Below are 22,699 nucleotides of genomic sequence, written 5' to 3' on the forward strand. Positions count from 1 at the left end.
CGGTCACCCCTCCCGCGAAACCCGCCGCTGGAACCAGGCCACGTCCCAGTACTTGCCGAACTTGCGGCCCACCTGCTCGTACACCCCGGCGGGACGGAAGCCGAAGCGCTCGTGGAGGCGGCGGGACGCGTCGTTGGGCACGGTGATGCCCGCGAGTGCCATGTGCACGTCCTCCCGCTCCAGCACCTCGAAGAGGGCGGAGTACAGCAGCCCGCCGACACCGTGCCCCACGTGCTCCGGCGCCACGTACACCGTGGTCTCCACGGACGTCGCGTAGGCGTGCTTCGCCCGGAAGGCGCTGCTGGTGGCGTACCCGAGCAGCTTCCCGCCCTGCTCGGCCACGAGCAGCCGGTGCGGCCCGGAGTCCGGGTGTTCCAGCAGCCAGGCCCGCCGCCGGTCCACGGTGAACGGCTCGATGTCGAAGGTGATCGGCGTCTCGACGACGTAGTGGTTGTAGATCCGGGTCAGCTCGTCGAGGTCGTCCTCGACACCGGGCCGGATACGGGTGTCCGGACCGTCCGCCTGGTGGTCGTTCGTTCGTGCGCTCACCCCTCCGACGGTACGGGGCCTTCGTTACGCCGTGGTTTCGCCGGCGGGAGGTTCCCGGAGGCACCTCCTCCGGGGCGTCTTCCGCGGGGACCCGACCGCGTCGCACCGGATGCCCGGGGCGGGGACGGCGCTCAGTGCGTCGGAGCGGACCCGGGCGTGGCGGGAGGCGCGTCGCAGTCCACCCACACGCGGACCAGGCACCTACGGGCGTGCGGGTCGGGCGAGTCGGTGAAGGCGGTACGGCCGTGCAGCACGACGGCGTTGTCCAGCCAGAGCAGGTCTCCCCGGCGCAGGGGAACGCGCAGGACGGTGCGCGGGTCGGACAGGATCCGGTCGACGGCGTCGAGGGCCGCCCGGTCGTCGGGGCTCAGGGGCGCGCCCGCTGCGTGGTGGGCGCGTTCGATTCCGCGCCGGTTGTAGTGCACGCGCAGGTCGGCACCATGCCGCCGGAAGACCGGGCGGTGCCGGTCGAAGCCGGCTCCCCGGCCGAAGTGGAAATCCTGGTAGAGGCGGGGCAGAGCCCAAGGGCTCTCGGCGAGCAGCCTGTTGTGCACGGTGTGCCCGCTGGCCAGCAGGGTCTCCCCGCCGTGTGCCGCCGGGCGCACGCACAGCAGCCCCAGCACCCTCGGGGGGTGGGGTGCCGGAGTGCGGTCGGTGTGCAGGGCCAGGGCGAGGTCGGTCTTGCCCAGCCCGGCGCCGCCGGTCACGGTGACGAGATCGCCGGGGTCCTCCGGCCGCACCGCGCCCAGGGAGGCCGCGAGTCGCCGGCACGTCGCGGCGCGCTCCCGGTCGGTGCGGCCGGCCACCGGAAAGCCGCGGATCACGACGAACCCGCGCCCGGCACGCAGGCGTTGCGTGACCCGCGCGGCCAGACCCGCCAGGGCTGCTTCCGCGGGTCCCGTGTCGCTGGGGTGACCGTCGGGCGCGTGCGGGAAGTCGGGCGGCAGCGGAAGCAGCCACTCCTCCTCGCCGAGGGCGTGGCCATTCCACGCCGTGAGTGCTTCGACCGGGGCGGGCTGGGTCATCCGCTCACCTTTCCGCTGTCCGCGACGGCTGCCTGCCGACAGGTTCCGTCACCGGAACGTACCCGAACGCGGAGCCCCGGTGCAGTCCCGAGGCGGACGGTACCGGCCGAGCAGTGCGCTGTCGTCGTCGAGACCGTCCAGGAAGGCGGCCAGGGTCTCGGTGACCTCGTTCAGGCCGCGGGCGCTGAAGAGCACCGGCTGGTAACCGGTGATGGTGTAGCCGGTGGCGAGCACGGCGCCGATGTCGAGCGGGCGGACGAGGCAGCGGTGGAGCTGCCGCATCTCGCCGTAGGAGGAGAGCAGGGCCGCGCCGTAGGCCCTGGGCCGGCCGCGCTCCTCCAGGACGCCGTACTCCAGGGTGAACCAGTACACGTCACTGATCATCTGCAGCACGTCCGGGTTCTCGATCCGCGTCGCCGCCTGCCCGACCAGCCGGTAGAGGTCCGCGAACCCCGGGTGGGCGAGGTGGATGCCGTGGCCGAGGATGTCGTGGATGACATCGGGTTCCGGCGTGTACAACGGCACCGCCGGGTGACGCACGAACTGCACGGCGTGGAAGTACCCGCGGGCCATCGACCCGAGGAACCGCTTGTTGGCGACCACACCGCCGGCCAGGGTGAAGTCGAAACCCGTCAGGGCCCGGAGCCGCGCGCCGACCTCCGCGTGCTGCGGGATCTCGTCGGCCGGGATCGGGGCCTCCTCCCTGGCCTCCAGGGCCACCCGGCAGGCGTGCTCGGCCTGCGCCTCCCACACCGCACGGTGGACCCTGCGCCAGGTCCGGTGCTCGGCCCGGGTGTAGGCCATCGGCGGTGACGGGTCCCCGACCCGGTGGTCGCGAGCGCGCGCGGCGATCGCCTGCCGGCGCCGCAGGTAGGCCGGATCGGCGAACCCCGGATGCGCCAGGGCCGCCCCCAGCCGGCCGTCGGCCGCGACGGGGGTGCGCGACTGGGTATCGGTCACCCATGGATGCTGCCACGGTAGGCGCCCACGAACCGGCCACCCGGCGGCCGGCCTCCGCGCCGGCCCCGGGCGCATGTCGGCGTTCGCGTTCCGGCGAGGGGCCGCCGACCGGGCCCGCCATGGGTGCCGTTCGGCGCCGATCACGGCGCGGCGACGCGGGCCGGGTGCGGCGGTAGTGCGCCGAACGGAGCCCTCCGGCGTGGCGGGGCGCCGCCGGCTCCCACCGACCGCCGAGGTCTCGCGGACGTACCGGCGGATACCGTCCACGTCCGGCTGCCGGAAGAACCGGAGCGGCGCGAACGGGCGGTGCGGGGACGGGTGGGATGCTCCGTCGGGTGAGTGGTCCCGTTCGTGGGTCGACGGGGGCTTCCACATCGTGGCCCGTTCCGGAGCCTGCGGGGCGTGCTCCCGTGCCAGGGCGGGCCGTCGGCCGGGCTGCTCTCTGTTCGACTCCGAGCCGACGTCGCTGCTCGTGGGTCACCGAGGACTGGTGCGACGGGTGACGGCCCTGCGCGCCGCCGACTTCGGTGCGGACCCGGGCATTGACGACGCTGGGCGTGACCGGACCGCTCGGGAGCGCGATCGATGTGTCCCGGGCCAGGCGACGAACTCGGCTGAGCCTCACGGGAGTCGAGCGGGTGCGACGGCAGCGGCCCGAAGAACACCCGCGCCGGCGGCGGCGTTCCGGTCGGGTGGTGCGCGTCGATTGCTTTGACGTGGCGCCTGTTCGGGTGGCGGACGGGCGAGTAGGTCGCGCATGTGCCCTACACGGGGCATGAGTTGGTGTTTGAGGTGGAGCTATGTGCCACTTCGTCCCGCGCTCTTCGTCTTCGTCGCGCCGGACGGGTGTGCGGCGTGCGGCGGGACAGCCGATTCCGGCGGGCGGATTCCCGTCGGCTGTTTTGACCAGCGGGAGAGGCGGGCGATAGTCGTTTACGGCCTCGGGCGACCCGTCGTCGGGCGCCCTGGGATCCACAGTCGTTGGCTCTGTTCTCGCGGTCGAGACCGCGGGGAGGGATGGCGTACATGAGGTTGGACAGCCGTACGCGGGCAGGGTTGTTGCTGGCCGCTTCGGTGGGGCTCGCCGCACTGCCGGTGAGCCCGGCGAACGCCGTGCCCAAACCCAAGTTGTTGACGACGCCGGGTTCGGTCACGGTGACGGTTCCGCAGGGTGTGACGTCCATGACCATCACCGCCTGGGGGGCCGGCGGAGGTGGCGGCGGCGGCGCCGGTGGTCAGGGCGGAGGTGGTGGCGGGGGCGGCAACAACGGCCAGAACATTCCCGGTATCACGGATCTCGCCGGTGGTGGGGGTGGTGCAGGAGGCGCCGGTGGTGGTGGCGGGGGTGGTGGCGGAGGAGCCGGTGGCGGCGTGATCAGTTGCCACGTCCCTCTGAAGAAGGGGGACAAGTTCTTTGTCCAGGTTGGAAAGCACGGAGAGGGCGGCACCGGCACTCCTCTCGGTCGGCCCGGGACAGCGGGCGCCGGTGGCGGTTACAGCGGTGGTGCCGGGCACGGCAACGACCCGGGATCTCCGGGTGAGTCCGGCGAGAATACCGTGATCAGGTTCATCGCTTTCGGCAGCCCCATCGAGGTCTACGGAGGCCGGGGAGGGAAGGGAGCGTCTCCGAACGACGCCGTTGCAGGCGGTGGCATCGGTGGTTCACACGGGAACAACGGTGGGTACGGAGGCCGTGGGGGTACGGCGGGCCCGGCGCACAGCAAGGGGGGCGGAGGCGTGTCCGGCGTCAGGGACGGCTCCTGCACCGACAAGTCGGGGGCGGCCCACATCTATCTGAGATACGGCCTGGCCAGTGGTGCGGGCACTGATGGGCAAGTCGGCTCCAGTGGCTACGCGGGCTCTTCGAGTAACGGCTCCATGCGAGGCAGTGGTGGGGCGGTTCATTACTACCCCCGCAACCAGGGTGGAGGAGGAGTCGGCGGCGAGGCACTTGAGTATGGTGGCCACGCCTTCGGCCGGGGCGGCGGCGGAGGCGAGGGCGGGGCGGGCGGCGCCGGAGGGCACGGAGGCAACGGCGGATCGCCGAAGTGGTACGGCGATCCGGGAGCACCGGGACTGCCCGGGGCCGAGGGCAAGCACGGTCATGACGGCGGAGACGGTGCTGTCTTGATCGAGTGGAAGTGAGGCGCGGGCGGGGCCGACTCCCGCCCGCTACCGGGGGACGAGGCCGCCTTCGGCGGTGAGCGCGGTCACGAAGGCGGACCAGGCGGGGGCGGGGAGGGTGAGGGTGGGGCCGGTGGGGGTTTTGCTGTCGCGGACGGGTATCAGGCCGGAGTGCCGGTCGGCGATCTCCAGGCACATCTCGCCCTGGGCGCCGCTGTAGGAGCTCTTGCGCCACGTGGTGGTGGTCAGGTCGGATCGCGGATCAGCCATGGTATTCGTCCTCGATCACCTTGGAGATGAAGGCCCTTGAAGTTTCTTCCGAAAGCGCGCCGTTGTAGATGTGATCGTACAGCGAGGCATGCCATGCGACCTCTGACGGCTTCGTAGAGAAGACGCCTTGCTCGAAAGCGACGGTGTACAGCGTCGGTTTGCCGACCCTGGGGAACAACAGGGTCGCCTGACCGATGTAGGAAAAGACCTGGCTGGTGAAAGGGATGATGCGGAGGCTGACGTACGGTCGCTCGGACATCCGTAGCAGGTGGCGCAACTGCTCCCGCATGACCCTGGGGGATTCGACGACCATACGGAGTGCCGCCTCCGAGACCACCGTGGACAGCGCGGGCGGGTCTGCGCTGTGCAGGACATCGCATCTGCGCAGGCGGAACTGGACCTTTTCCTCCAGGTTGCCGCCGAAAAGCTCCATGCCCCGGCCCAGGATCGACCGGATGTACGCCTCAGTCTGGAGCAGTGCCGGGACGCCGCCCGCGAGGTGACGGATCTCGCGAGAACCCGCTTCCAGCTTCTCCAGCCGCGAAGCCCAGCGGGCATGCGGAGTGTCGCTGACACTGCCCCACAAGTCGAACAGCGCCCCGTCCGCGCCCAGGACCTCGTCCAGCAACTGGGCCACGTCCTCAAGGGGAAAGCGAGTGCCCGACTCGAACTTCGCGATCGCGCTGTACGACAGGAAGACCCGGTCCGCGACCTCCGCCCGGGTCAAGCCGCGCTCGATGCGCAACTCCCGCAACCGTGCCGCGTAGCGCGCGATGACGCCCCGAGACGGGTCGAGCCGTTCCGGATCGGACATGGTGAGAACCCCCGGCGGTGAGCTGTGGCGCGGCCGAGCTTAGGGGGCGGGGTGGGACGTCCGAGGCGGAAACAGAAGCCGAGTGACGGCCGGTTGACGTCGAAACGCCCTCACCTCGGTGGACGTGCGGCGCCGTCCAGGGTGGAGCGTGAAGCCGTGAGCCAGGGAAGCAGCACCGGCAGGACGTGCGCCGGCTGCATCGCCTGCGTGTGGTCGAGGCCGTCGAGGAGGCGGACCGTCCAGCCGGCGGACGCCAGTTCCGCGCGGCCGGCCGCGACCGCGCCGCCGATGTCGACGGTGACGCCACCCCACCCCTCGCCGTACGGAATCGTGTCGGCGGAGCCGGCGAAGCACAGGCGCGGGCAGCGCAGCCGTGCCAGCGCCGCTCGTTCGTCGAAGCCGCGCAGCGCCTCGTACAGCGTCACGAACTGCCGCGTCTGCGCCTCGGTGGCGGACACTTCCACGGACGACCAGTCGTAGTCGTCGGGGGCCGTGGCACCGCCCGGGGTCTCCCGGCTCCCGGCGGCGGAAGCCGCCATCGCGTGCGCGGCCCGCGTGACGCGCAGCATCTCGGCGTAGGGGCCGCCGAGCGGCGGGAAGCCGCCCATGGCCAAGGCCGCGAGGCGTTCGGTGCGCAGGGCGAGTTGGAGACCGCTGAGCGCCAGCCAGGAGTAGCCGTAGTAGGCGAAGCGGCCGGCGCCGGCCGCGTCGGCGACGGCCAGGAGGTCGGCGGTGACGGTGTCCGGGGTGAGGGCGTCCGGCCTGGGGTGGGCCATGAGGTGGTGCTCGTAGGCGAAGGCGGCGACGCGGAACCCGGCGTCGGTGAGGCCGCGTACGAGGGACGGGCCCAGGTCCGGGTCGACGCCCCAGCGCCGCAGCTCCTCGGCGCGCGCGCCGTCGGCGGGGCGCGGGTCGACGGGGAGCAGGACGGTCACGGGCCCGGTTCCGTGGACCTCCACCGGGAGGGCGCTTCCGTCGTGGAGCCTCGCTTCGATCATGGCTGTCTCCCTGTTCCGGCCGGTGGCGGCCGATTCCGTAGGGCGTAAGGTGTTCGGCGGGCGACAATAGCGTAAGGCGTAAGGAGATCAAGGGTGAGCATCATCGCGGGACAGGGCGACCCGACCGCGTCCATGACGCTGCTCTGGGGCGGCCGGCCGGGCGAGCGGCCCGCGCGCAGAGCGCCGGGCCCCAAGCCCGGGCTGAGCGTCGACGTCATCGTGGAGGCGGCGATCGCGGTGGCCGACGAGGCGGCATCGGCGGCGGGGCTGTCGATGCGCACGGTGGGGGAGCGGCTGGGGTGTTCGTCGATGGCGCTGTACACCTACGTGCCCGGCAAGGCGGAACTGCTCGACCTCATGTACGACCGGGTGCACGCCGAGTTCCCCACCGATCGGGCGATGGACGGGGATTGGCGGGCGGCGGTGACGGTGTGGGCTGCGGACCTCAGGGCGTTCTGCCTGCGGCACCCGTGGGTGCTCCAGGTCTCGTACGCGCGCCCGGTGCTCGGCCCGCACGAGCAGGCCGTACTGGAGGCGCTGCTCCGCGCCCTGTCGGGGACCGGGCTGGAGGCTGGAACCCTGCGGGCGGTGGTGAGTTCGCTGTTTCACTTCGTGCACGGCTCGGCGCGGACGACGGCGGAGGCGCGCCGGGCGGCGGCCGTGACCGGCGTCCCGGACCAGGACTGGTGGGGCACCCGCGTGACGCTCCTGCACGAGCTCGCCCCCGACTTCGCCGACCGCTTCCCGCTGTCGACGCGGCTCGCCTCCTCCCAGGAGACGCCTGCGGAGGACGGGGATCCGGCGGACGCCTGGGAGCGCGAGACCGACGCCGTCTTCGCGGCCGGCCTCGCCGTCCTCCTCGACGGAATCGAGGTGGCGGCGGCCGGATCGGGGGCGGCCGGACCGGGCCGCTGACGATCAGGAGGGCGCGGCGTGGGCGAGGGGGTTGGCGGCGTAGTGGCGCAGGAGGAGGTAGGCGTTCTGGATCAGGGAGTTGCGCAGGGTCCAGCCGCTGCTGACGAGGGCCGCGACGGTGGTGTGGCGCGAGGGGCTGAAACCGATGAAGGCCGTTGCCGCCCGGGTGCTTCCGGGCTGGAAATAGAGATCTCCGAGAGCGGTCGTTCTGCTGAGCCAGCCGAGGGTGGTCGCCTGGGGGGAATCCGTGTGGGTGACGACCCGCAGGGCGCGGTACAGGGGAGGGGGGAGGCCGGGGTCGGGGGCGATGTGGTGTGTGAGGAAGCGGGTGAGGTCACGGGCGCTGGAACGGATGGCTCCGGCGCCTGAGAAGCCGGGGGTGCGCAGCGGGGGCATGAGGTGGCCGTGCCAGTAGCCCTCGGTCTGTTCGAGATCGCTGCGGGCGGTGGTGTGCGTGAGGCGCAGGGGGCCGGCGATCTTCTCGGCGATGAGGTCGGCGTAGCTCTGCCGGGTGGCGTGCTCCAGCATGTGGCCCAGGAGTGCGAACCCGAAGTTGGAATAGTGCCTTGAGGTGCCGGGGGGAAACTTGAGGCGGGCCCGGGACAGGTCCGTGAGGAGGTCCCGGTCGCGGTAGCGGAGGTAGGGGTTGGTGATGTCACTGGGCCGTACCTTGAGCAGCATGCGCGGGGTCAGATGGGGCAGCCCGGAGGAGTGGGTGGCCAGGTGCAGGGCGGTGATCCGCCGGGCCGCGGGGCCCGGGGGCATGGCGCCGGGCGGGACGTGGCCGGCCAGGGGCTCGTACAGGCTCAGCCTCCCTTCTTCGACCAGGACGGCGAACAGCAGCGCGGTGAACATCTTGCTGACGGAACCGACCTCGAACGGTGCGTCCTGAGTGAGGGGAGCGCGTGGTGTGAGGGTCGTGAACCCGGTGCAGAGGGTGTAGCCGTAGCCGCCGCGGCCGACCGCCACCGCGGCTGCCATGTTGCGGCCCGCTTCGCCGATGATGGCGCGCAGCAGTGCCGCGGGATCCTCAGGGTTCGCACCACCCTTGCGCAGCGGATCAGGCAGGCGCATCGGCCCGGGTGGCACGAGCGGCGTGGGCGGCGTGGGCGGCGCGGGCGGCGGCCATGGCCGTGACGCAGGTGGTGTGCTGGTGGCGGCGGAAGTCGGCCGTCGGATCGGATCCCACCGGGCCGGATGCCGCCGGATCGGACCCCACCGGGCCGGATGCCGCCGGATCGGGCGCCGCCGGGCCGGATGCCGTCGCGTCGGGCGCCGCAGGGCCGGATCCCTCCAGGCCGGATGCCGTCGCGTCGGGCGCCGCGGGACCGGTTCCCGACGGATCGGACGTGGGCCCGGGCGTTATGCCGGTGCCCGGCCTCTTTCCTCTGGGCGGCACGCGGCCGGAGACCTCCTGGGCGGCGGCCAGCGCCTCCCACTGGGCGGCGGGAAGTTCCGGCTCGGGAACGCAGACGTCGACGAAGAGGAGCTCCGCGACCAGGTCCCACTCCTGCGCTTCGCACCATACGTCGAGCCAGACCGGCAGCCACCTGGTCAAGTAGCCGATCACGTGCGGGGGGAGGGCGAGGGGGCGCCGGCCCCAGTCGGCGAGGTGGTAGACGGTGTGGGTGAGGCAGTAGGCGTCGTTCCAGTCGATGGCCCACGGCTCAGGGGTGCTTCCCAGCCAGGTGCGGGCGGCTGGTTCGCCCCACTCGCCGGGGTGCGGGTGCGGAAGCCCCGCCAGGCGTTGCGCGTTGGCGACGGCGAGACGGCGGTTCGGGTACAGCTCGGCGGCCTGGAAGGCCGTGAGCCGGTGGACGCGCCGCAGCAGCTGTTCGAGCCCGCTGTGGCGGTAGCCGGCCTGGACGAAGTGTGCGTAGATCTCGACCGGGTCAGGGAGCGACAAGTGGCGCAACTGGCGTTCGTAGAGCAGATCGCCCTGGCCCAACTGCCGCCAGCAGTGGTCCAGGATGTCGCGCGCGCGGTCACGGTTCCGCGGCGTGGGCAGGGCTTCGGACGTCACCTGCGCGGCCAGGGCCATCTCGGCGAGCGCTTTGTACTCACTCATGTGGTGGGCGAGGTGCGGGCTGACGTCGGCAGGCAGGGCGCAGTACGCGTGGTTCTCCCGCAGCCACGTCATGGCACCGTCGGCCATGTCCACCAGCAGCCCCGCGCTCTCCACACGCCTCATCGTCGTACTCACGCGGCCTCCCCGGACGAGAGCAGATGCCGGGAGACGGCGGTGTGCAGCGCGGTCACCGGTCCGCCGGCACCGCACCATTCCACGTACTCGACGGCGGCGGGCAGGTCGAGTCCTACGTCGCCGCCCTCCCGCCAGGCGAGAGCGGCCCAGCGGGTCAGACGGGCCGCGAAGGCGAAGTCGCGCCGGAGCAGGGCCCGCGTCAGCCCCCTGCCCACGCCCTGGGCCCACCGCGCGGCACAGGGGGCCAGGAGCGTACTGGTGGCGGGCCACGCCATGGGGGCGAGCCAGGCCGCGCTGAGCGACAGAGCGCGCCAGTCGCTCCCGTCGACGCGCCGTGCCCATTCCGCGTGCGCCTCGTGGGCGGCCCGGGAGGGCACCGGCTCCGACGAGGTCAGATCGTTCACGGCGGCGGAGATCATGCGCAGCTCGACGGGCTGCCGGCCGTCCACGGGAAGCCTCCGCAGGGCTTCGCGGACCGTCTCGCCCTCGTCCGGCGCCACCGGCGTGCCGCGCGACAGCGCGGGTGCCAGGGCGTCGCACCCCAGCACCCGGACGGCCGCCAGGGCCGTGTCCGTCCGTGGAGCGGATGCCAGGAACCAGGCCAGTGGCTGCCGCCCGTGGTCTGTCAGGGCCAGGCGGACCGCTGCCGCCAGCTCGTCCGTGGCCGAGGACAGGTCGACGCTCGCGGGAACGTTCGCGGGAATGACGGCCTCCCCGCTACGCCGGGTCCTTCGGCTCCTCCGGCCCCAGAAGCTTGGGGAGGAGGCCCAGAGCGGACATCGGCATGAAGGACGGCGCGTCTCCGACGGGCGACTCCGTGGGAGTCATCGCCTCGACGACGTCCAGTGCGAGATCCACTTCTTGCGCGAGTTCCCGTTCGAGCACCATTGCGTGCACCGCCATGACGTCACCTTTCTCTCCATGGAGACGACACGCCTCGGGGGTGTGCCGGCAGGCCGGGATCCGGCCTCCCTCCAGCCTGACGCGCCCCTCACCCCGGTGCATCTCGGGCCCTCGCGCCGGGGCCGGATTGGGCGACGTGCCGAAGGATGTGAGGATGTGGCCATGCACAATGTTTTTTTCGACATCACCATTGACGGCAAGGACGCCGGCCGCATCGTCTTCCGGCTCTTCGACGACGTCGTCCCGGAGACCGCCCGCAACTTCCGCGAGCTCGCCACCGGCCAGAACGGCTACGGCTACGCCGGTTCGGCCTTCCACCGCGTCATCCCGGACTTCATGCTCCAGGGCGGCGACTTCACCGACGGCAACGGCACCGGCGGCAAGAGCATCTTCGGCAAGTCCTTCGCCGACGAGAACTTCACGCTCAAGCACGACCGGCCGTTCCTGCTGTCGATGGCCAACCGCGGCCCGAACACCAACGGTTCCCAGTTCTTCGTGACGACCGTCGTCACCCCGTGGCTGGACGGCAAGCACGTCGTCTTCGGCGAGGTCGTCGAGGGGCAGGAGCTCGTGAAGCAGATCGAGGCGCTGGGCTCCCACAGCGGCGCCCTGAAGGCCGCCGTCGTCATCAAGGAGAGCGGCACCGTCGCCTGACGTCCGCCGCGGCGGGCTTGAGACCCCGAACGCCTGAGTACGGATACTCAGGCGTTCGGCGTTCCCGGCGGAAACCATGGGCCCATGCGCACGTTCCACTGGGCCAGGCCCCTGAAGGGGGCCGCGGTCACCGCCCTCGCCGTCCTGGCCTGCCACACCCTCCTCGCCACCGGTTTCGCCGCCGCGCGCGCCGAGGAGCATGCCGATCCGGACTACGCCTGGGCGGGTACGGAGCTGTGGCTCGCCACGTTCGCCGTGGGGCTGGTCCTGGCCATGCCCCTGCTGCTGTGGGCGGGCATGCGGCTGCTGCGCGAGAAGGACAACCACCTGCTCGTCGTCGGCGGCAGCCTCGCCTGGTTCTTCGCGGCGGGGCGCTACGTCGACACCCTGGAGTACGGGGCGGGGCGGCACGTTCCCTGGCCGCTGGTCGCCGGGGTGATCGCGGTGGGGGGCCTGCTGTCGTGGGGTCGGCTGGCCGACCGGCTGGTGTCGGAGGACGCGGCGTCGGGGGACGCGGCGTCGGGGGACCCTGCGTCGGCGGATGCGGATGCGGTACGGGCGCGGGGAGCCGGCCGGTGAGTTGAGCCGGGGCCCGTTGGTGGGGTTCGTCCGTCGGTTCCGGCGGTCGATTCCGTCTGCCGGGGTGTGCCGTCACCGGGCTGGTCCTGGCCGGGAGGCAAGGCGGCCGGGTGTCCGCACTGATCCTGGCGGTCCCGGTGATCCTGGCGGTCCCGGTGATCCCGGCGGTCCCGGTGGTCCCGTGGGGTTCAGCGGGGTGGGCCGATGGCCGTCACGCGCCCTCCGCCGCCACTCGGGGCCGCGCGGTCTCTTCGTCGGCGCCGATTCCGTCCTCCAAACGTGCCGCCTCCCAGGCCGCCTCGATCATCCGGAAGACCTCGTCCACCGCGGCCTCCGGATCGGCCGCCTCGCGGGCCAGCGAGTAGGCGTCGATCGCGAACCTCGCGACCGCCCGGCAGGCCGTCGGGGTCCGCGACAGGCCGGGCTCGGCGGCGATGGCCGCCGCCAGCGACTCCGCGTGGCGGAGCCGCATCGACTCCTCGTACTCCCGCAGGGCGGGCGACGCGTCGATCATGCGCCAGACCGGAGCGGCGCTGTCCGCCGTGCAGTGCCGTACCAGGGCCTGGATCTCCCGGCGCAGCGCGGGGATCAGCGGCTCGTGCGGGGCCCGGTCGGTGACCGCCCTCGCGAGGCGGTGCTCGAAGTCGGCGTCCTGCTCGAACACCAGGGCCTCTTTCGAGGCGAAGTGGGAGAAGAGGGTGGTGACGGCCACGTCGGCCTCGGCGGCCACGTCCCGGATGCCCACCGCGTCGTACCCGCGCTCCAGGAAGAGCCGGAGGGCGGCGTCGGCGATCTTCTGGCGGGTCGCCGCCTTCTTGCGCTCACGGCGTCCGGGGGGCGCGGTCATGCGCTCACACTAGCAAATACGGAGGTGAAACCGTTATGGAAGACTAACCGCTAGCGCCTCCTGTGGCGCGCCGGGAAGCGCCCGTGGACCATGGGCGCCGCCGTGCGGCAGCACACGGCCGGACGGAGAACGTTCACCGCGCGGGGCGGGGCGGGGTGGGGCAGGACAAGGGGTGGGGTGGCGCTGACCGGCCGGAGGGACCGTACGGCGCGGTGACCAAGCGCCCTGTTCGCCTCTGCACAGTGACCGCCTTCTGCCGGTTTCGCCGTGCACAGCGTCGGCGGACGCGGCCGACGACGCCGTCGTGACGAGCGCGCCGCCGGCGACGGCGAGATCAGGAGCGGACGAATCCGGCCGGGTCGGCCAGGTAGCGGTCGAGGTCCGGGTCCTCGTGCAGTGCGTGGAACTCGTCGTGAATCCGCCATGCCGGGCCGAGTTCGGTGCGAAGGCGGCCAAGGGCTTGGCGTACCGCCTCGTTGAACTCGTGGCACTCCGCTTCCCGCCATGGCCCCGGGTGCGGGGGGTAACCCCAGTTCAACGACGTATCGTAGCGAGCTATCAGCCTGCTCAGGCTGTCGCGGAGCTCGTGACCGATCGGCAGACGGTCCAGATCGATCGGGTACCCCCACACCTCCCGGTCTTCCGGGGCCGCCCACAGGACCGCGCCTGATCCCGCGTCGAAGAAGAATCTGGCGGTGGGCATGGCGTCGGCCTCTCGATATACGTAATGGTTCAAGCGGCCACCACGGTACTCAACGAGGCCGGCGCAGCAGCCCCACAGCACCCTTGTTCTCCGTTCTCCGTTCTCCGTCACCGGATCAGGGAAACGCCCCGAGGAGGCCGGACGGCCCGGCCACGGGGGCCGAGAACCCTGGTCAGCCGTCTACGGGCGGCAGTTCGCCCGATCCGCGGGCGATCAGGCGCGTCGGCAGTTCGACGCGGCGGGCGTCCGCCGCGTAGCCGTCGAGGCGCTGGAAGAGGAGCTCGGCGGCGGTGCGGCCGAGGCGGGCGGGGTCCTGGGCGATGACCGTGACGCCGGGGGAGAGCAGGTCGGCCAGTTCGAGGTCGTCGAAGCCGACGAGGGCGACGCCGCGCGGGAGTTCGGACAGCACGCGGACGGCGGTGGCGGTCACCCGGTTGTTGCCGGTGAAGAGGGCGGTGACCGGCGCCGGGCCGGACAGCATGCGCAGCACCTCGCCGCGTACCCGGTCCGGTGCCGTCGGGCCGAGCGAGATCCAGCCGTCGTGCACCGGCAGCGCGGCGGCGTTCATCGCGGCCCGGTATCCGCGCAGCCGCTCGGTCGCGGTGTGGATGCGCGGTTGGTCGCCGATGAAGCCGATCCGGCGGTGGCCGTGGGCGATCAGGTGCGCCACGCCCTCGCGGGCGCCGCCCGCGTGGTCGGAGAGGACGGTGTCGGCGGATATCAGCCCGGCGGGACGGTCGACGAAGACCGTGGCCACGCCCGCCGCCATCTCCGGTTCCAGATAACGGTGGTCGTCGCCGGCCGGGATGACGACGAGGCCGTCGACGCGGCGGGCGCAGAGGGCGAGGGCGAGTTCGCGCTCCCGCTCGGGGTCCTCGGCGCTGGAGCCGTTGATGAGCAGCGCGCCGTGGTCGCGGGCCACCTCCTCGACGGCGCGGTTGAGCGGGGCGTAGAACGGGTCCGCCAGGTCCTCCAGGACGAGTCCGACGGACGACGTACGGCCCTTGCGCAGTACGCGGGCGCTGTCGTTGCGGCGGAAACCGAGGGCGGTGATGGCGTCCCTGACGCGGCGTTCGGTCTCGGCGGTCACGCCCGGCTCGCCGTTCACCACCCGGGACACCGTCTTCAGTCCCACGCCGGCGCGCGTCGCCACGTCCTTCATGGTCGGCCGGGTCCCGTAGCGGGGGCGGGGGTCGTGGGCGGTGTGGGGCACCTGGCGTGTCCTCCATGACCGTTGGGCGCTGTCGCGTGCTGTCGGGTGGTGTCAAGTACTGTGCGCGGTGTGTGCGTCGAACGAGCATAGGGCCTGGACAACGTTGTCAACAGTGGCCGAGACTGGCGGGAAAGCGACGGCCGGCCACCCGGGGCCGGCCGCGCCGCGAGTGGAGCAGGAGCGACCGTTCCCCATGCCGTCCGCCACGCCGTCGTCCGCCGTACCCTCGTCGTCCGCCAGGCCCACCGCCCCGGGCGCGCTCGTCGCCGCTCTCGACATCGGCGGCACCAAGATCGCGGGCGCGCTGGTGGACGCCGAGGGGCGGCTCCTCGTCCGCTCCCGGCGCCGGACCCCCGCCGAGGGCGACGCGGCGGCGGTGATGGGCGCGGTGGCGGAGGTGCTGGACGAGCTCGCCGCGCCCGCCGACTGGCGGCGGGTGCGCGCGGTGGGCATCGGCAGCGCCGGGCCCGTGGACGCCTCGCGCGGCACGGTCAGCCCGGTCAACGTGCCGGGCTGGCGCGGATTTCCACTGGTGGCGGAGGTGGGACGGCGGGTCGGCGGGCTGCCCGTCGTCCTCGTCGGCGACGGGGTCGCGATGACCGCCGCCGAACACTGGCGCGGCGCGGCGCGGGGCCGGGCGAACGCCCTGTGCATGGTGGTGTCCACGGGGGTGGGGGGCGGTCTGGTGCTGGGCGGGCGGCTGCATCCTGGGCCGACGGGCAACGCCGGCCACATCGGTCACATCAGTGTGGATCTGGACGGCGACCCCTGCCCGTGCGGCGGCCGGGGCTGCGTCGAACGCATCGCCAGCGGGCCGAACATCGCCCGCCGGGCCGCCGAGTCCGGCTGGCGGCCCGGGCCGGACGGGGACGCGGGCGCGGCGGGCGTCGCCGCGGCGGCCCGCGCCGGCGACCCCCTCGCCGTCGCGTCGTTCGACCGTGCCGCCCGGGCGCTCGCGGCCGGCATCGCCGCGACGGCGACTCTCACGGAGATCGAGGTCGCGGTCGTGGGCGGCGGCGTCGCGGGCGCGGGGGACGTCCTGTTCGCCCCGCTGCGCCGGCATCTGCGCGCGTACGCGACGCTGTCCTTCGCCGCCGGGGTCGAGGTCGTACCGGCCCTGCTCGGCGGCGACGCGGGAGTGGTGGGCGCGGCGGCGGCCGCGGCGGAGGCGGTGGGGGTGTGGGGATGAGGCGGTGACGGCCGGGGGAGCCGGTGTCGTAGGAGTGGTGGGGCGGGGGGTTTCGCCCGGGGCCGCGTGGGAAGCCGTACGGTTCGGTGCTCGCTGCTGATTCTCGCGGCCGGTGTCCGCTTGCTCGTGAACGGCGGGAAAGTCCCGGGACCCCTGAGAGACTTGGGAGCGTATGAGGCCCATGGGGTTCCCGGACGGCATGAACCGTACGACGGGTGCGCCGGTGAACCGAGGGCCCCATCCCGCTCGTCCGTCCTTCCGTGGCAAGGTGTTCCGGGCATCGCAAGGGGGCCGCTCGGAGGAGGGGGAACCGTGATCGTCTGGCTGAACGGCGCTTTCAGTACGGGAAAGACCAGCACCGCGAGGGAACTGACCGGGCTCATGCCGGAAAGCCACCTCTACGACCCCGAGATCGTCGGCGGGGGACTGCGGCATCTCCTGCCGCCGGAGCGGCTGGCCGAGGTCGACGACTACCAGGACCTGCCCATCTGGCGCCGCCTGGTCGCCGACACCGCGGCGGCGCTGCTCGCGGAGGTGGGCGGGGTGCTCGTCGTCCCCATGACGCTGCTGCGGCAGGAGTACCGGGACGAGATATTCGGGACGCTCGCCGCCCGCCGGATACCCGTGCGGCACATCCTGCTCGACTGTGATGAAACGATACTGCGCAAACGGATCGACGGCCGGGTGGAGTTCCCCGGCGACCCGGCCGGCAGCGAGTCCGTCCGGCAGTGGGCCCGGGACCACGTCGACGCCTACCAGGAGGCGCTGACCTGGCTGTCGGACGACGCGTTCGTCGTCGACACCGGACGGCTCACCCCGCGCGAGGCGGCCGAACGCGTCGCCCGGGCGGTCCGCGACGGCTCCGCCGGGCCGTGCCAGATCGTCGAGACGCCCGAACCGAAGGCCGAGACACTGGCCGCCGGGGTGCTCCTCTTCGACGAACACGACCGCGTGCTGCTCGTCGACCCCACCTACAAACCCGGCTGGGAGTTCCCCGGCGGCATCGTCGAACCGGGCGAGGCGCCGGCGCGGGCCGGCATGCGCGAGGTCGCCGAGGAGATCGGCATCGAACTGCCGGACGTCCCCAAGCTGTTGGTCGTGGACTGGGAACCACCCCGGCCCCCCGGCTTCGGCGGCCTCCGCTTCCTCTTCGACGGCGGCCGGCTCACCGAGGCCGAGGCCCGCCGCCTGCTGCTCCCGGGCGCCGAACTGCGCGGCTGGCGCTTCGTCACCGAGGACGAGGCGAGTGCCCTCCTGCCCCCCGTCCGCCACCGCCGCCTCCGCTGGGCCCTCCGCGCCCGCGAACGCGGATGCCCGCTCAACCTGGAGGCGGGGGTGCCGGTTGGGTGAGACGGCGACGGGGTGCGGGTGCGGGCGCGGGCGTGCGGTGCGTTCCGCGCTCCGACGGGCGGCGCGCCCATGACGACCGCCGGGCCCGGCGACGGGGCACGCCGCACGCCGCCGGGAACGCCGACGGAACAGCGGATCACCGTCTCGGAAACCGTCACCTGCCCGGCGACGTGCCCCGACTGCGGCGCGGCGACGGACCACCACGGCGTCCAGACACTGCTGCCGGACGGCCGCCTGCGGTGGGACGTGGAATCGACCTGCACGGCCTGCGGATCGGCGTTCGCCGCGTGCGGCGGGGAGTTGCCGGGCGAACTACGGGACCGGATGCTCGCCGAGCACGGGCCGGCGACGCTGCGCGTCCACACCCCGCCGCCGACGCCCGCCGTGATCATGCGGGTCCTCCGGGCCACGCTGGGCGTCGACCTGGCAGGCGCGAAGGCGCTGTCGCGCCGCGTACGGGACGGTGACTGGCCGGGGACCCTCCCCGAGACGGAACTCCTGGCGAGGCGGCTGCGCGCGGCGGGGGTCGACGCCGTGGCGGAGTGGGCGGGGCGGCCGGGCGAACCACGGCCAGCTCCGCCGCCCCCACCATGAGAACTCCCCAGTGCCTGGACCCCGCCCCCGAGAACGAAGGCGACACCCATGGGCATCTACGTATCGATAAGGGGGTGGCTGGAGTGCGACGCGACGCAACGCGCCGCCGTCCAGGAGATCATCGCCGCCTACGACGACGACCATTACAGCCACGGATGGGGCTCACCTCGTCGTCAGCACGGCAGTTGGGCCCATTACGTCTTCTACGGCGCCGACATCCGTGAGTCGGCCCTGGGCTGGTTCACCGACCAGATCGGAGAGATCGCCGGGCTCCCCGCCTCCGACGACGACGGAGACCTCGTCCAGGGCCTGTTCCTGGTCAGCCACGAGGTCGAGGGCATGACCGAATGGCAGGTCCGCGACGGCCGGCTCCACACCGCACCGGCCGACACCGGATACCGGTACCTGGACGCGTGACCGGGTGGCCGCGGCTTCCCTGACGCAGCCGTGGTCCCTCCTTCGATCAGCGGCATCAGCGGCCGGTCTTCGGCTTACCCGGCAGCGTCACCCACTCACCCCGTCCGCTCCACGAGCCCCCCCCGTTCGCGTCCGTTCCACCGGCGACGAGGCGCCGGGCCAGATCGACCAGGTCGGCCAGGCGCAGCACCCGTCCGCCGAAGCCCGGCAGGGGGACGTGCAAGGGCGCGGTCCAGCGCTCGGGGATCGCGTCCGGCCCGTACCACGCGCCCGCGAGTCCCCCGGTGACCGCGGCGACGGTGTCCGTGTCACCGCCGATGTCGATCGCCGCGCGGAGGGCGTCCTCGAAGCTCGCGGTGGTGCGGAGAGCCCAGACCGCTGAGCCCAGGCAGGGCCAGACGGCACCGTTGAACTCGGTCGCCCGGTCAGGGTGCCAGTCGGGAGCGAGGACCGCGGCGTACCGCGGGCGGTGGTCGGGGTGGACGAGGTCCAGGACGTCGGGGAGGGCGCGGAGGGGATCGGCGCCCTCCAGGCCGAGGCGGACGAGTTCGTGGAACACGGCCGTGCCCTCCCAGGCGGCGCGGTCTCCGTGCGTCAGCGCGGCGATGCGCCGGGCGGCGTCCATCGTGGCCGCCCGGCCGGCCGCGGCGAAGTGGACCGCGGAGGTCGAGGCCCGCATCAGGGAACCGTTGCCGGCCGCCCGCAGGTTGACCCGGAAATGGGCCGCGGCGGCCAGATCCCACGGCATGCCGTTGGTGAGGACGTCCTCGGTCTGCAACCCGATGTCCTTGGGATCGGCCGCCGCCCACCGCCGGAAGCGGGCGAAGATGTCCGGCAGGTCGAGTCCGCCCCGCTGCACCAGCGACTCCCCAACGAGAACGGCCATTTGCGTGTCGTCCGTGGCCTCGCCCGGCTCCCAGCCACCGCCGCCCGCCATCTCGCCCCCGCACCCCGGTTCCGGGAACCGGGCGGAGAACGCGCCCGGGGGCCCGAACTCGAAGGGACCGCCCAACGCGTCCCCCACCGCCGAGCCGACGACCACCGCGATAGCTCGTTCCGTCCACCCCATAGGTTTCATTCGCGCAGGCTACCGGCGCCCGTGGCGGCCCCCGCCAGGGCGACGGCGGCCGGCCGCCCCGACGGCTCGGGCCCCTGGCGCGCCTACTCGTTGTGCAGCACCTTGGCGATCGTCAGCCGTGCCGCCGAGCGTGCCGGGACCAGCGCGCCGAGGACGGCGATCCCGACCCCCGCCAGAACCAGGAGGGCCAACTGCGGCGCGTGCCACACGTCCTTCATGGACTCCGGGAACGCGACCTGTCCGACGTGGTCCACCAGCAGCCGGTGCGCGACGATCCCGAGAGGCACCCCCAGCAGCCCGGGCCCGGCGTCCTCAGGCCCGGAGCCCCGAGGCCCGGAACCCCCGGGCCCGGAGCCCCGACGCCCGGAACCCCGGCCGTCCACCGCGACCTGGCCGCGCTGACGCAGCGGGAGCGCGAGGTGCTGACGCTCATGGGCCGGGGCCTGTCCAACGGCGAACTGGCCCGGACCCTGACACTCAGCGAGGCGACGGTGAAGACCCATGTGGCCCGCATCTTCGCCAAGCTCACCCTGCGCGACCGGGCCCAGGCCGTCGTCCTCGCGTACGAGACGGGACTCGTCTCGCCGGGCGAACCCGCCGGACCCGTGCGCCGGAGGGGGCACGACGGCACCCCGGCTCGCCCTCAGTGATCAAGCACCGCGAGATCCAGCGCGGCCAGGCGCTCCGGGTCGGTGAGGATGTCGAGGGCGACGATCCGGTCGGCCACGACGGTGAAGGCCATGACCGAGAACGGCGTCCCGCCCGCCGTCGCGACGACCCCGGCCGCGCCGTTGACGAGCGCCGGGCGCGCCGCCTCGGCGACCCGCGCGAACCGCGACGCCTGCCGGGCCACGGCCTCCGCACCGCGTACGACGTTGAACGTCCGCGCGGCGCCGCCGTCCGACCGGGCGACGACGTCCGGGTCCAGCAGGTCCACGAGCGCGTCGAGGTCGCCGCCGCGCGCGGCGGCCAGGAACGCGTCGACGACCCGGCGCTGCCGGCCGAGATCCGGGTCCGGGGCGGGGGCCGAGCCCTGCACCCGCCGGCGGGCGCGGCTGGCGAGCTGCCGCGCGGCGGCCGGGGTACGGCCGACGACCGGCCCGATCTCGTCGAAGGGCACGGCGAACATGTCGTGCAGGACGAAGGCGAGCCGCTCCGCCGGCGCCAACGACTCCAGCACCACCAGCAAGGCCAGCCCCAGCGAGTCCGCGAGCAGCGCCTCCTGCTCCGGATCCACCCCGTCCGCCGCGCTGACCACCGGATCGGGTAGCCGCAGCCGCTCCTCCATCGGCTCCTCGCGCCGCGCGGTACGGCTGCGCAGCATGTCGAGGCAGACGCGCCCGACGACCGTCGTCAGCCACCCGCCGAGGTTCGCCACCTCGCCGGCGTCCACCCGGCTCAGCCGCAACCACGCTTCCTGCACCGCGTCGTCGGCCTCGGCGAGTGACCCCAGCATCCGATAGGCGACCGCCCGCAAATGCGACCGGTGCTCCTCGAACCGCCGCGCCAGGAACTCGGTGTCCTTCGTGGTGTCGTTCGCGCTGTCCATTCCTCGCCGCTCTGCTCGCGGAGGCGCCCTCTCATCCCGCGCGCCGCCTGATTGCCCGACCGGAACACTGACGCGCCGCACGGCACGGATGTGACAGCGACGCGGAGAACGTGTGCCCGCTCACACGCTCGTCGGCTCGCCGGCTCGATGGCACATGTCCTGCAGCCAAAGGGCCAAAGGGAAAGAGATACTCCATGTGCTCTCGTGAGAACACACGGTATTGCCCTGCGTCGGGAGGAACTGGTGTGCTGACATTGCGTGAAGAATTAACGGCGTTGTATTTGGGTGAAGTTGAGCCGGCGGAGGTCGTGGGGGCCTTCCGGCGGGCGGCGGTCGTCGTGCCGCTTGACGAGCACGGTGGATTGTGGACGGCGTCGTACGAGGGTATGGGGTGGATCCATGCGTTCTGTGATGAGGCGGCGTTGGCGCGGTTCGTGATGGCTCGGGCCGATGCGTGCGGGGTGGCGGTCCGGCCCGGTGAGGCGGCGGTGGATTACGTCACGACCTTGGGCGCGCGCTCCATACCGTTCAGGGGCCCTCGGACGCCCAACGTCTTCGAGGTGATGGCAATCCATGGCCCATGGATGACACGAGAGGCCAGTATGGCCCCGGTGTCTATTCCTGGGGGGCGAGAGAGGAGGCCGAACGGTACGCGGAACGAATACGGAGCCGAGGGGGAGATGTGGAAGTCCTCACCTTCCGAGTGCACAAAAACGATCTCGACTCCATGAAGAAAGCCATAGTCACGGACATGAGTCCGGCTGACGCTGAGGCATTTATGGATCGCTACAGCCGTCTCTACGGTGCTGGCGAGCCGCACGATTACCAGTACATAAGAGGCTTCACTGGACTGGGGCGCGAGCATTACTTCAATAAATCCGTCTTCCATCTACTCAATTTTGTGAGCTAGGATCCAACCATGAGTAGAATCTTCAGGTACCGGAAGTGTGCAGCAGGATTTGGCGGTCTCGCGGCCAATTTGGAAGCGGACGCTGTTGTTTCGGGCAGTCGCCCTTCGTATGGACTGCAGATCTACAAGGCGGTCCATCTGTCGCTCCCACGGGAGGGGGTGAACTGGAAGGACGCGGCATGGCTGGCCTTTTCGTTGTCCCTGCATGCTCCTGCTCTGTCTTCCGAGCATCCAGGCGGCTTGACGATTCAGATCGTCTCCTTGACCTTCCCGCTCAGCGACTACCAATCTGAGGTTGCAGCTCTGGCGATGGATGGATGGCTTCGTGAGGAATTCGGTCTCGCAGACCTAGGGGTGAGCGCAGTCTTCGACCAGTCGGCGGGGAAGTACGTCTTCCAGTGGGGCGAGATCCAGAGCCCATTTTCGGACGACACAGCCACAGGTTAGAGTCGGTGGAGGCGCTGGCGCTTAGTCCAGTTGCATTTCGCTATCTCTGCTGTCCAGTAGCTTGTTTCTGGGGATGGTGAGCTGATGAGCCGTCATGTAGCGGGAGTTCGTGATCGGAGCTCCGGCGCTTGTAGTGGCAATGTCTGGAGGTGGCCTGGTGGCGGCGTCAGAAGTGGTGCCATCTCGGCGCGTTGCTGTTGCGGGATCGCGAGTGGCACGGTGCATCGGCAGCGCAAACTCCCAGGAGGTGCCGGATTTTTGCCATGGTCAGGGGCGCGAGGGGTGATCCGTTTCTGCGGCCCCCTGTCGGTGCCGGCGTCGGTAACCACGGGGAACTTCAGGGCTAGCGGACACCGAATCGGTAGGTGGTTCGGGGTCCCTCTACCCCCCCCACAAAACCGGTCCTCG

At 72.2% G+C, this 22,699-nt stretch carries 25 protein-coding genes and 1 pseudogene; 10 read left to right on the top strand and 16 right to left on the bottom strand.

Annotated elements, in window-relative coordinates; all coding sequences use genetic code 11:
• Positions 1-3: 3 nt before the first annotated feature.
• The 6 genes from K7I03_RS29850 to K7I03_RS29875 all read right to left on the bottom strand — a co-directional run bounded on the left by K7I03_RS29850 (position 4) and on the right by K7I03_RS29875 (position 6,740).
• Complete coding sequence (locus K7I03_RS29850) at positions 4-549, bottom strand: GNAT family N-acetyltransferase (RefSeq protein WP_185940835.1); 546 nt, start codon at positions 547-549, stop codon at positions 4-6.
• 131 nt (positions 550-680) lie between these two features.
• Positions 681-1,574, bottom strand: a complete 894-nt coding sequence (locus K7I03_RS29855) for a TauD/TfdA family dioxygenase (RefSeq protein ID WP_185940836.1) — start codon at positions 1,572-1,574, stop codon at positions 681-683.
• A 48-nt stretch (positions 1,575-1,622) separates the two neighbouring features.
• Complete coding sequence (locus tag K7I03_RS29860; protein WP_224347282.1) at positions 1,623-2,534, bottom strand: phenylalanine 4-monooxygenase; 912 nt, start codon at positions 2,532-2,534, stop codon at positions 1,623-1,625.
• 2,172 nt (positions 2,535-4,706) lie between these two features.
• Entirely contained in the window at positions 4,707-4,928 is a 222-nt protein-coding gene (locus tag K7I03_RS29865; RefSeq protein ID WP_185940838.1) for a DUF397 domain-containing protein, read from the bottom strand.
• Entirely contained in the window at positions 4,921-5,742 is an 822-nt protein-coding gene (locus K7I03_RS29870; protein WP_185940839.1) for a helix-turn-helix domain-containing protein, read from the bottom strand. The genes K7I03_RS29865 and K7I03_RS29870 overlap by 8 nt, the downstream gene beginning before the upstream one ends.
• 110 nt (positions 5,743-5,852) lie before the next feature.
• Positions 5,853-6,740: an alpha/beta hydrolase gene (locus tag K7I03_RS29875; protein ID WP_185940840.1), complete on the bottom strand. Its 888-nt coding sequence runs from the start codon at positions 6,738-6,740 to the stop codon at positions 5,853-5,855.
• Positions 6,741-6,833: 93 nt separating this feature from the next.
• Here K7I03_RS29875 and K7I03_RS29880 point away from each other — a divergent pair, with 93 nt between their 5' ends.
• Positions 6,834-7,655 (top strand): TetR/AcrR family transcriptional regulator C-terminal domain-containing protein, encoded by an 822-nt coding sequence (locus K7I03_RS29880; protein WP_185940841.1) that lies wholly within the window; start codon positions 6,834-6,836, stop codon positions 7,653-7,655.
• Between the two features lie 3 nt (positions 7,656-7,658).
• Here the strand turns inward: K7I03_RS29880 and K7I03_RS29885 are convergent, their stop codons facing one another.
• From K7I03_RS29885 to K7I03_RS29900, 4 genes are all read right to left on the bottom strand, one after another.
• Positions 7,659-8,729: a serine hydrolase domain-containing protein gene (locus tag K7I03_RS29885; protein WP_185940842.1), complete on the bottom strand. Its 1,071-nt coding sequence runs from the start codon at positions 8,727-8,729 to the stop codon at positions 7,659-7,661.
• Positions 8,716-9,858: a DUF6895 family protein gene (locus K7I03_RS29890; RefSeq protein WP_185940843.1), complete on the bottom strand. Its 1,143-nt coding sequence runs from the start codon at positions 9,856-9,858 to the stop codon at positions 8,716-8,718. Before K7I03_RS29890 ends, K7I03_RS29885 begins: the two co-directional genes overlap by 14 nt.
• Entirely contained in the window at positions 9,855-10,406 is a 552-nt protein-coding gene (locus tag K7I03_RS29895; protein ID WP_185940844.1) for a hypothetical protein, read from the bottom strand. Before K7I03_RS29895 ends, K7I03_RS29890 begins: the two co-directional genes overlap by 4 nt.
• Positions 10,407-10,575: 169 nt before the next feature.
• Positions 10,576-10,761 (bottom strand): hypothetical protein, encoded by a 186-nt coding sequence (locus tag K7I03_RS29900; RefSeq protein ID WP_185940845.1) that lies wholly within the window; start codon positions 10,759-10,761, stop codon positions 10,576-10,578.
• Between the two features lie 162 nt (positions 10,762-10,923).
• Here K7I03_RS29900 and K7I03_RS29905 point away from each other — a divergent pair, with 162 nt between their 5' ends.
• Positions 10,924-11,415, top strand: coding sequence for a peptidylprolyl isomerase (locus tag K7I03_RS29905; protein WP_185940846.1), 492 nt, complete (start codon positions 10,924-10,926; stop codon positions 11,413-11,415).
• An 84-nt stretch (positions 11,416-11,499) separates the two neighbouring features.
• On the top strand, positions 11,500-11,994 hold the full coding sequence (locus K7I03_RS29910; protein ID WP_185940847.1) for a hypothetical protein: 495 nt from the start codon (positions 11,500-11,502) through the stop codon (positions 11,992-11,994).
• A gap of 211 nt (positions 11,995-12,205) precedes the next feature.
• Here the strand turns inward: K7I03_RS29910 and K7I03_RS29915 are convergent, their stop codons facing one another.
• The 3 genes from K7I03_RS29915 to K7I03_RS29925 all read right to left on the bottom strand — a co-directional run bounded on the left by K7I03_RS29915 (position 12,206) and on the right by K7I03_RS29925 (position 14,706).
• Positions 12,206-12,841: a TetR/AcrR family transcriptional regulator gene (locus K7I03_RS29915; protein ID WP_185940848.1), complete on the bottom strand. Its 636-nt coding sequence runs from the start codon at positions 12,839-12,841 to the stop codon at positions 12,206-12,208.
• Positions 12,842-13,175: 334 nt separating this feature from the next.
• On the bottom strand, positions 13,176-13,544 hold the full coding sequence (locus tag K7I03_RS29920; RefSeq protein ID WP_185940849.1) for a hypothetical protein: 369 nt from the start codon (positions 13,542-13,544) through the stop codon (positions 13,176-13,178).
• A 172-nt stretch (positions 13,545-13,716) separates the two neighbouring features.
• A complete protein-coding gene (locus K7I03_RS29925) occupies positions 13,717-14,706 on the bottom strand; it encodes a LacI family DNA-binding transcriptional regulator (RefSeq protein ID WP_221902559.1) in 990 nt (329 codons plus the stop codon).
• A gap of 244 nt (positions 14,707-14,950) precedes the next feature.
• On the opposite strand from K7I03_RS29925, the gene K7I03_RS29930 reads away from it, so the two are divergent.
• The 4 genes from K7I03_RS29930 (at position 14,951) to K7I03_RS29945 (ending at position 18,307) form a co-directional block, all read left to right on the top strand.
• On the top strand, positions 14,951-15,946 hold the full coding sequence (locus K7I03_RS29930) for an ROK family protein (RefSeq protein ID WP_221902532.1): 996 nt from the start codon (positions 14,951-14,953) through the stop codon (positions 15,944-15,946).
• A 312-nt stretch (positions 15,947-16,258) separates the two neighbouring features.
• A complete protein-coding gene (locus K7I03_RS29935) occupies positions 16,259-17,296 on the top strand; it encodes an NUDIX hydrolase (protein ID WP_185940851.1) in 1,038 nt (345 codons plus the stop codon).
• A 69-nt stretch (positions 17,297-17,365) separates the two neighbouring features.
• Positions 17,366-17,890, top strand: a complete 525-nt coding sequence (locus tag K7I03_RS29940; protein WP_185940852.1) for a hypothetical protein — start codon at positions 17,366-17,368, stop codon at positions 17,888-17,890.
• A 48-nt stretch (positions 17,891-17,938) separates the two neighbouring features.
• On the top strand, positions 17,939-18,307 hold the full coding sequence (locus tag K7I03_RS29945) for a hypothetical protein (protein WP_185940853.1): 369 nt from the start codon (positions 17,939-17,941) through the stop codon (positions 18,305-18,307).
• Between the two features lie 55 nt (positions 18,308-18,362).
• Here the strand turns inward: K7I03_RS29945 and K7I03_RS29950 are convergent, their stop codons facing one another.
• Positions 18,363-19,376 (bottom strand): ADP-ribosylglycohydrolase family protein, encoded by a 1,014-nt coding sequence (locus K7I03_RS29950; protein ID WP_185941049.1) that lies wholly within the window; start codon positions 19,374-19,376, stop codon positions 18,363-18,365.
• A 92-nt stretch (positions 19,377-19,468) separates the two neighbouring features.
• A complete protein-coding gene (locus tag K7I03_RS29955) occupies positions 19,469-19,672 on the bottom strand; it encodes an ABC transporter permease family protein (RefSeq protein WP_185940854.1) in 204 nt (67 codons plus the stop codon).
• Positions 19,673-19,750: 78 nt separating this feature from the next.
• On the opposite strand from K7I03_RS29955, the pseudogene K7I03_RS29960 reads away from it, so the two are divergent.
• Positions 19,751-20,035: pseudogene (locus K7I03_RS29960) on the top strand (response regulator transcription factor); the annotation flags it as partial.
• Here the strand turns inward: K7I03_RS29960 and sigJ are convergent.
• Positions 20,029-20,934 (bottom strand): RNA polymerase sigma factor SigJ, encoded by a 906-nt coding sequence (sigJ, locus tag K7I03_RS29965; protein ID WP_185940855.1) that lies wholly within the window; start codon positions 20,932-20,934, stop codon positions 20,029-20,031. The pseudogene K7I03_RS29960 and the gene sigJ overlap by 7 nt on opposite strands.
• Before the next feature lie 682 nt (positions 20,935-21,616).
• Here sigJ and K7I03_RS29970 point away from each other — a divergent pair.
• Positions 21,617-21,844, top strand: coding sequence for a hypothetical protein (locus K7I03_RS29970; RefSeq protein WP_185940856.1), 228 nt, complete (start codon positions 21,617-21,619; stop codon positions 21,842-21,844).
• A gap of 9 nt (positions 21,845-21,853) precedes the next feature.
• Positions 21,854-22,291, top strand: a complete 438-nt coding sequence (locus K7I03_RS29975; protein WP_185940857.1) for a hypothetical protein — start codon at positions 21,854-21,856, stop codon at positions 22,289-22,291.
• The last annotated feature ends 408 nt before the right edge of the window (positions 22,292-22,699 follow it).

Origin of the sequence: Streptomyces mobaraensis (genome assembly GCF_020099395.1) — a bacterium.
Classification (GTDB): Bacteria; Actinomycetota; Actinomycetes; order Streptomycetales; family Streptomycetaceae; genus Streptomyces.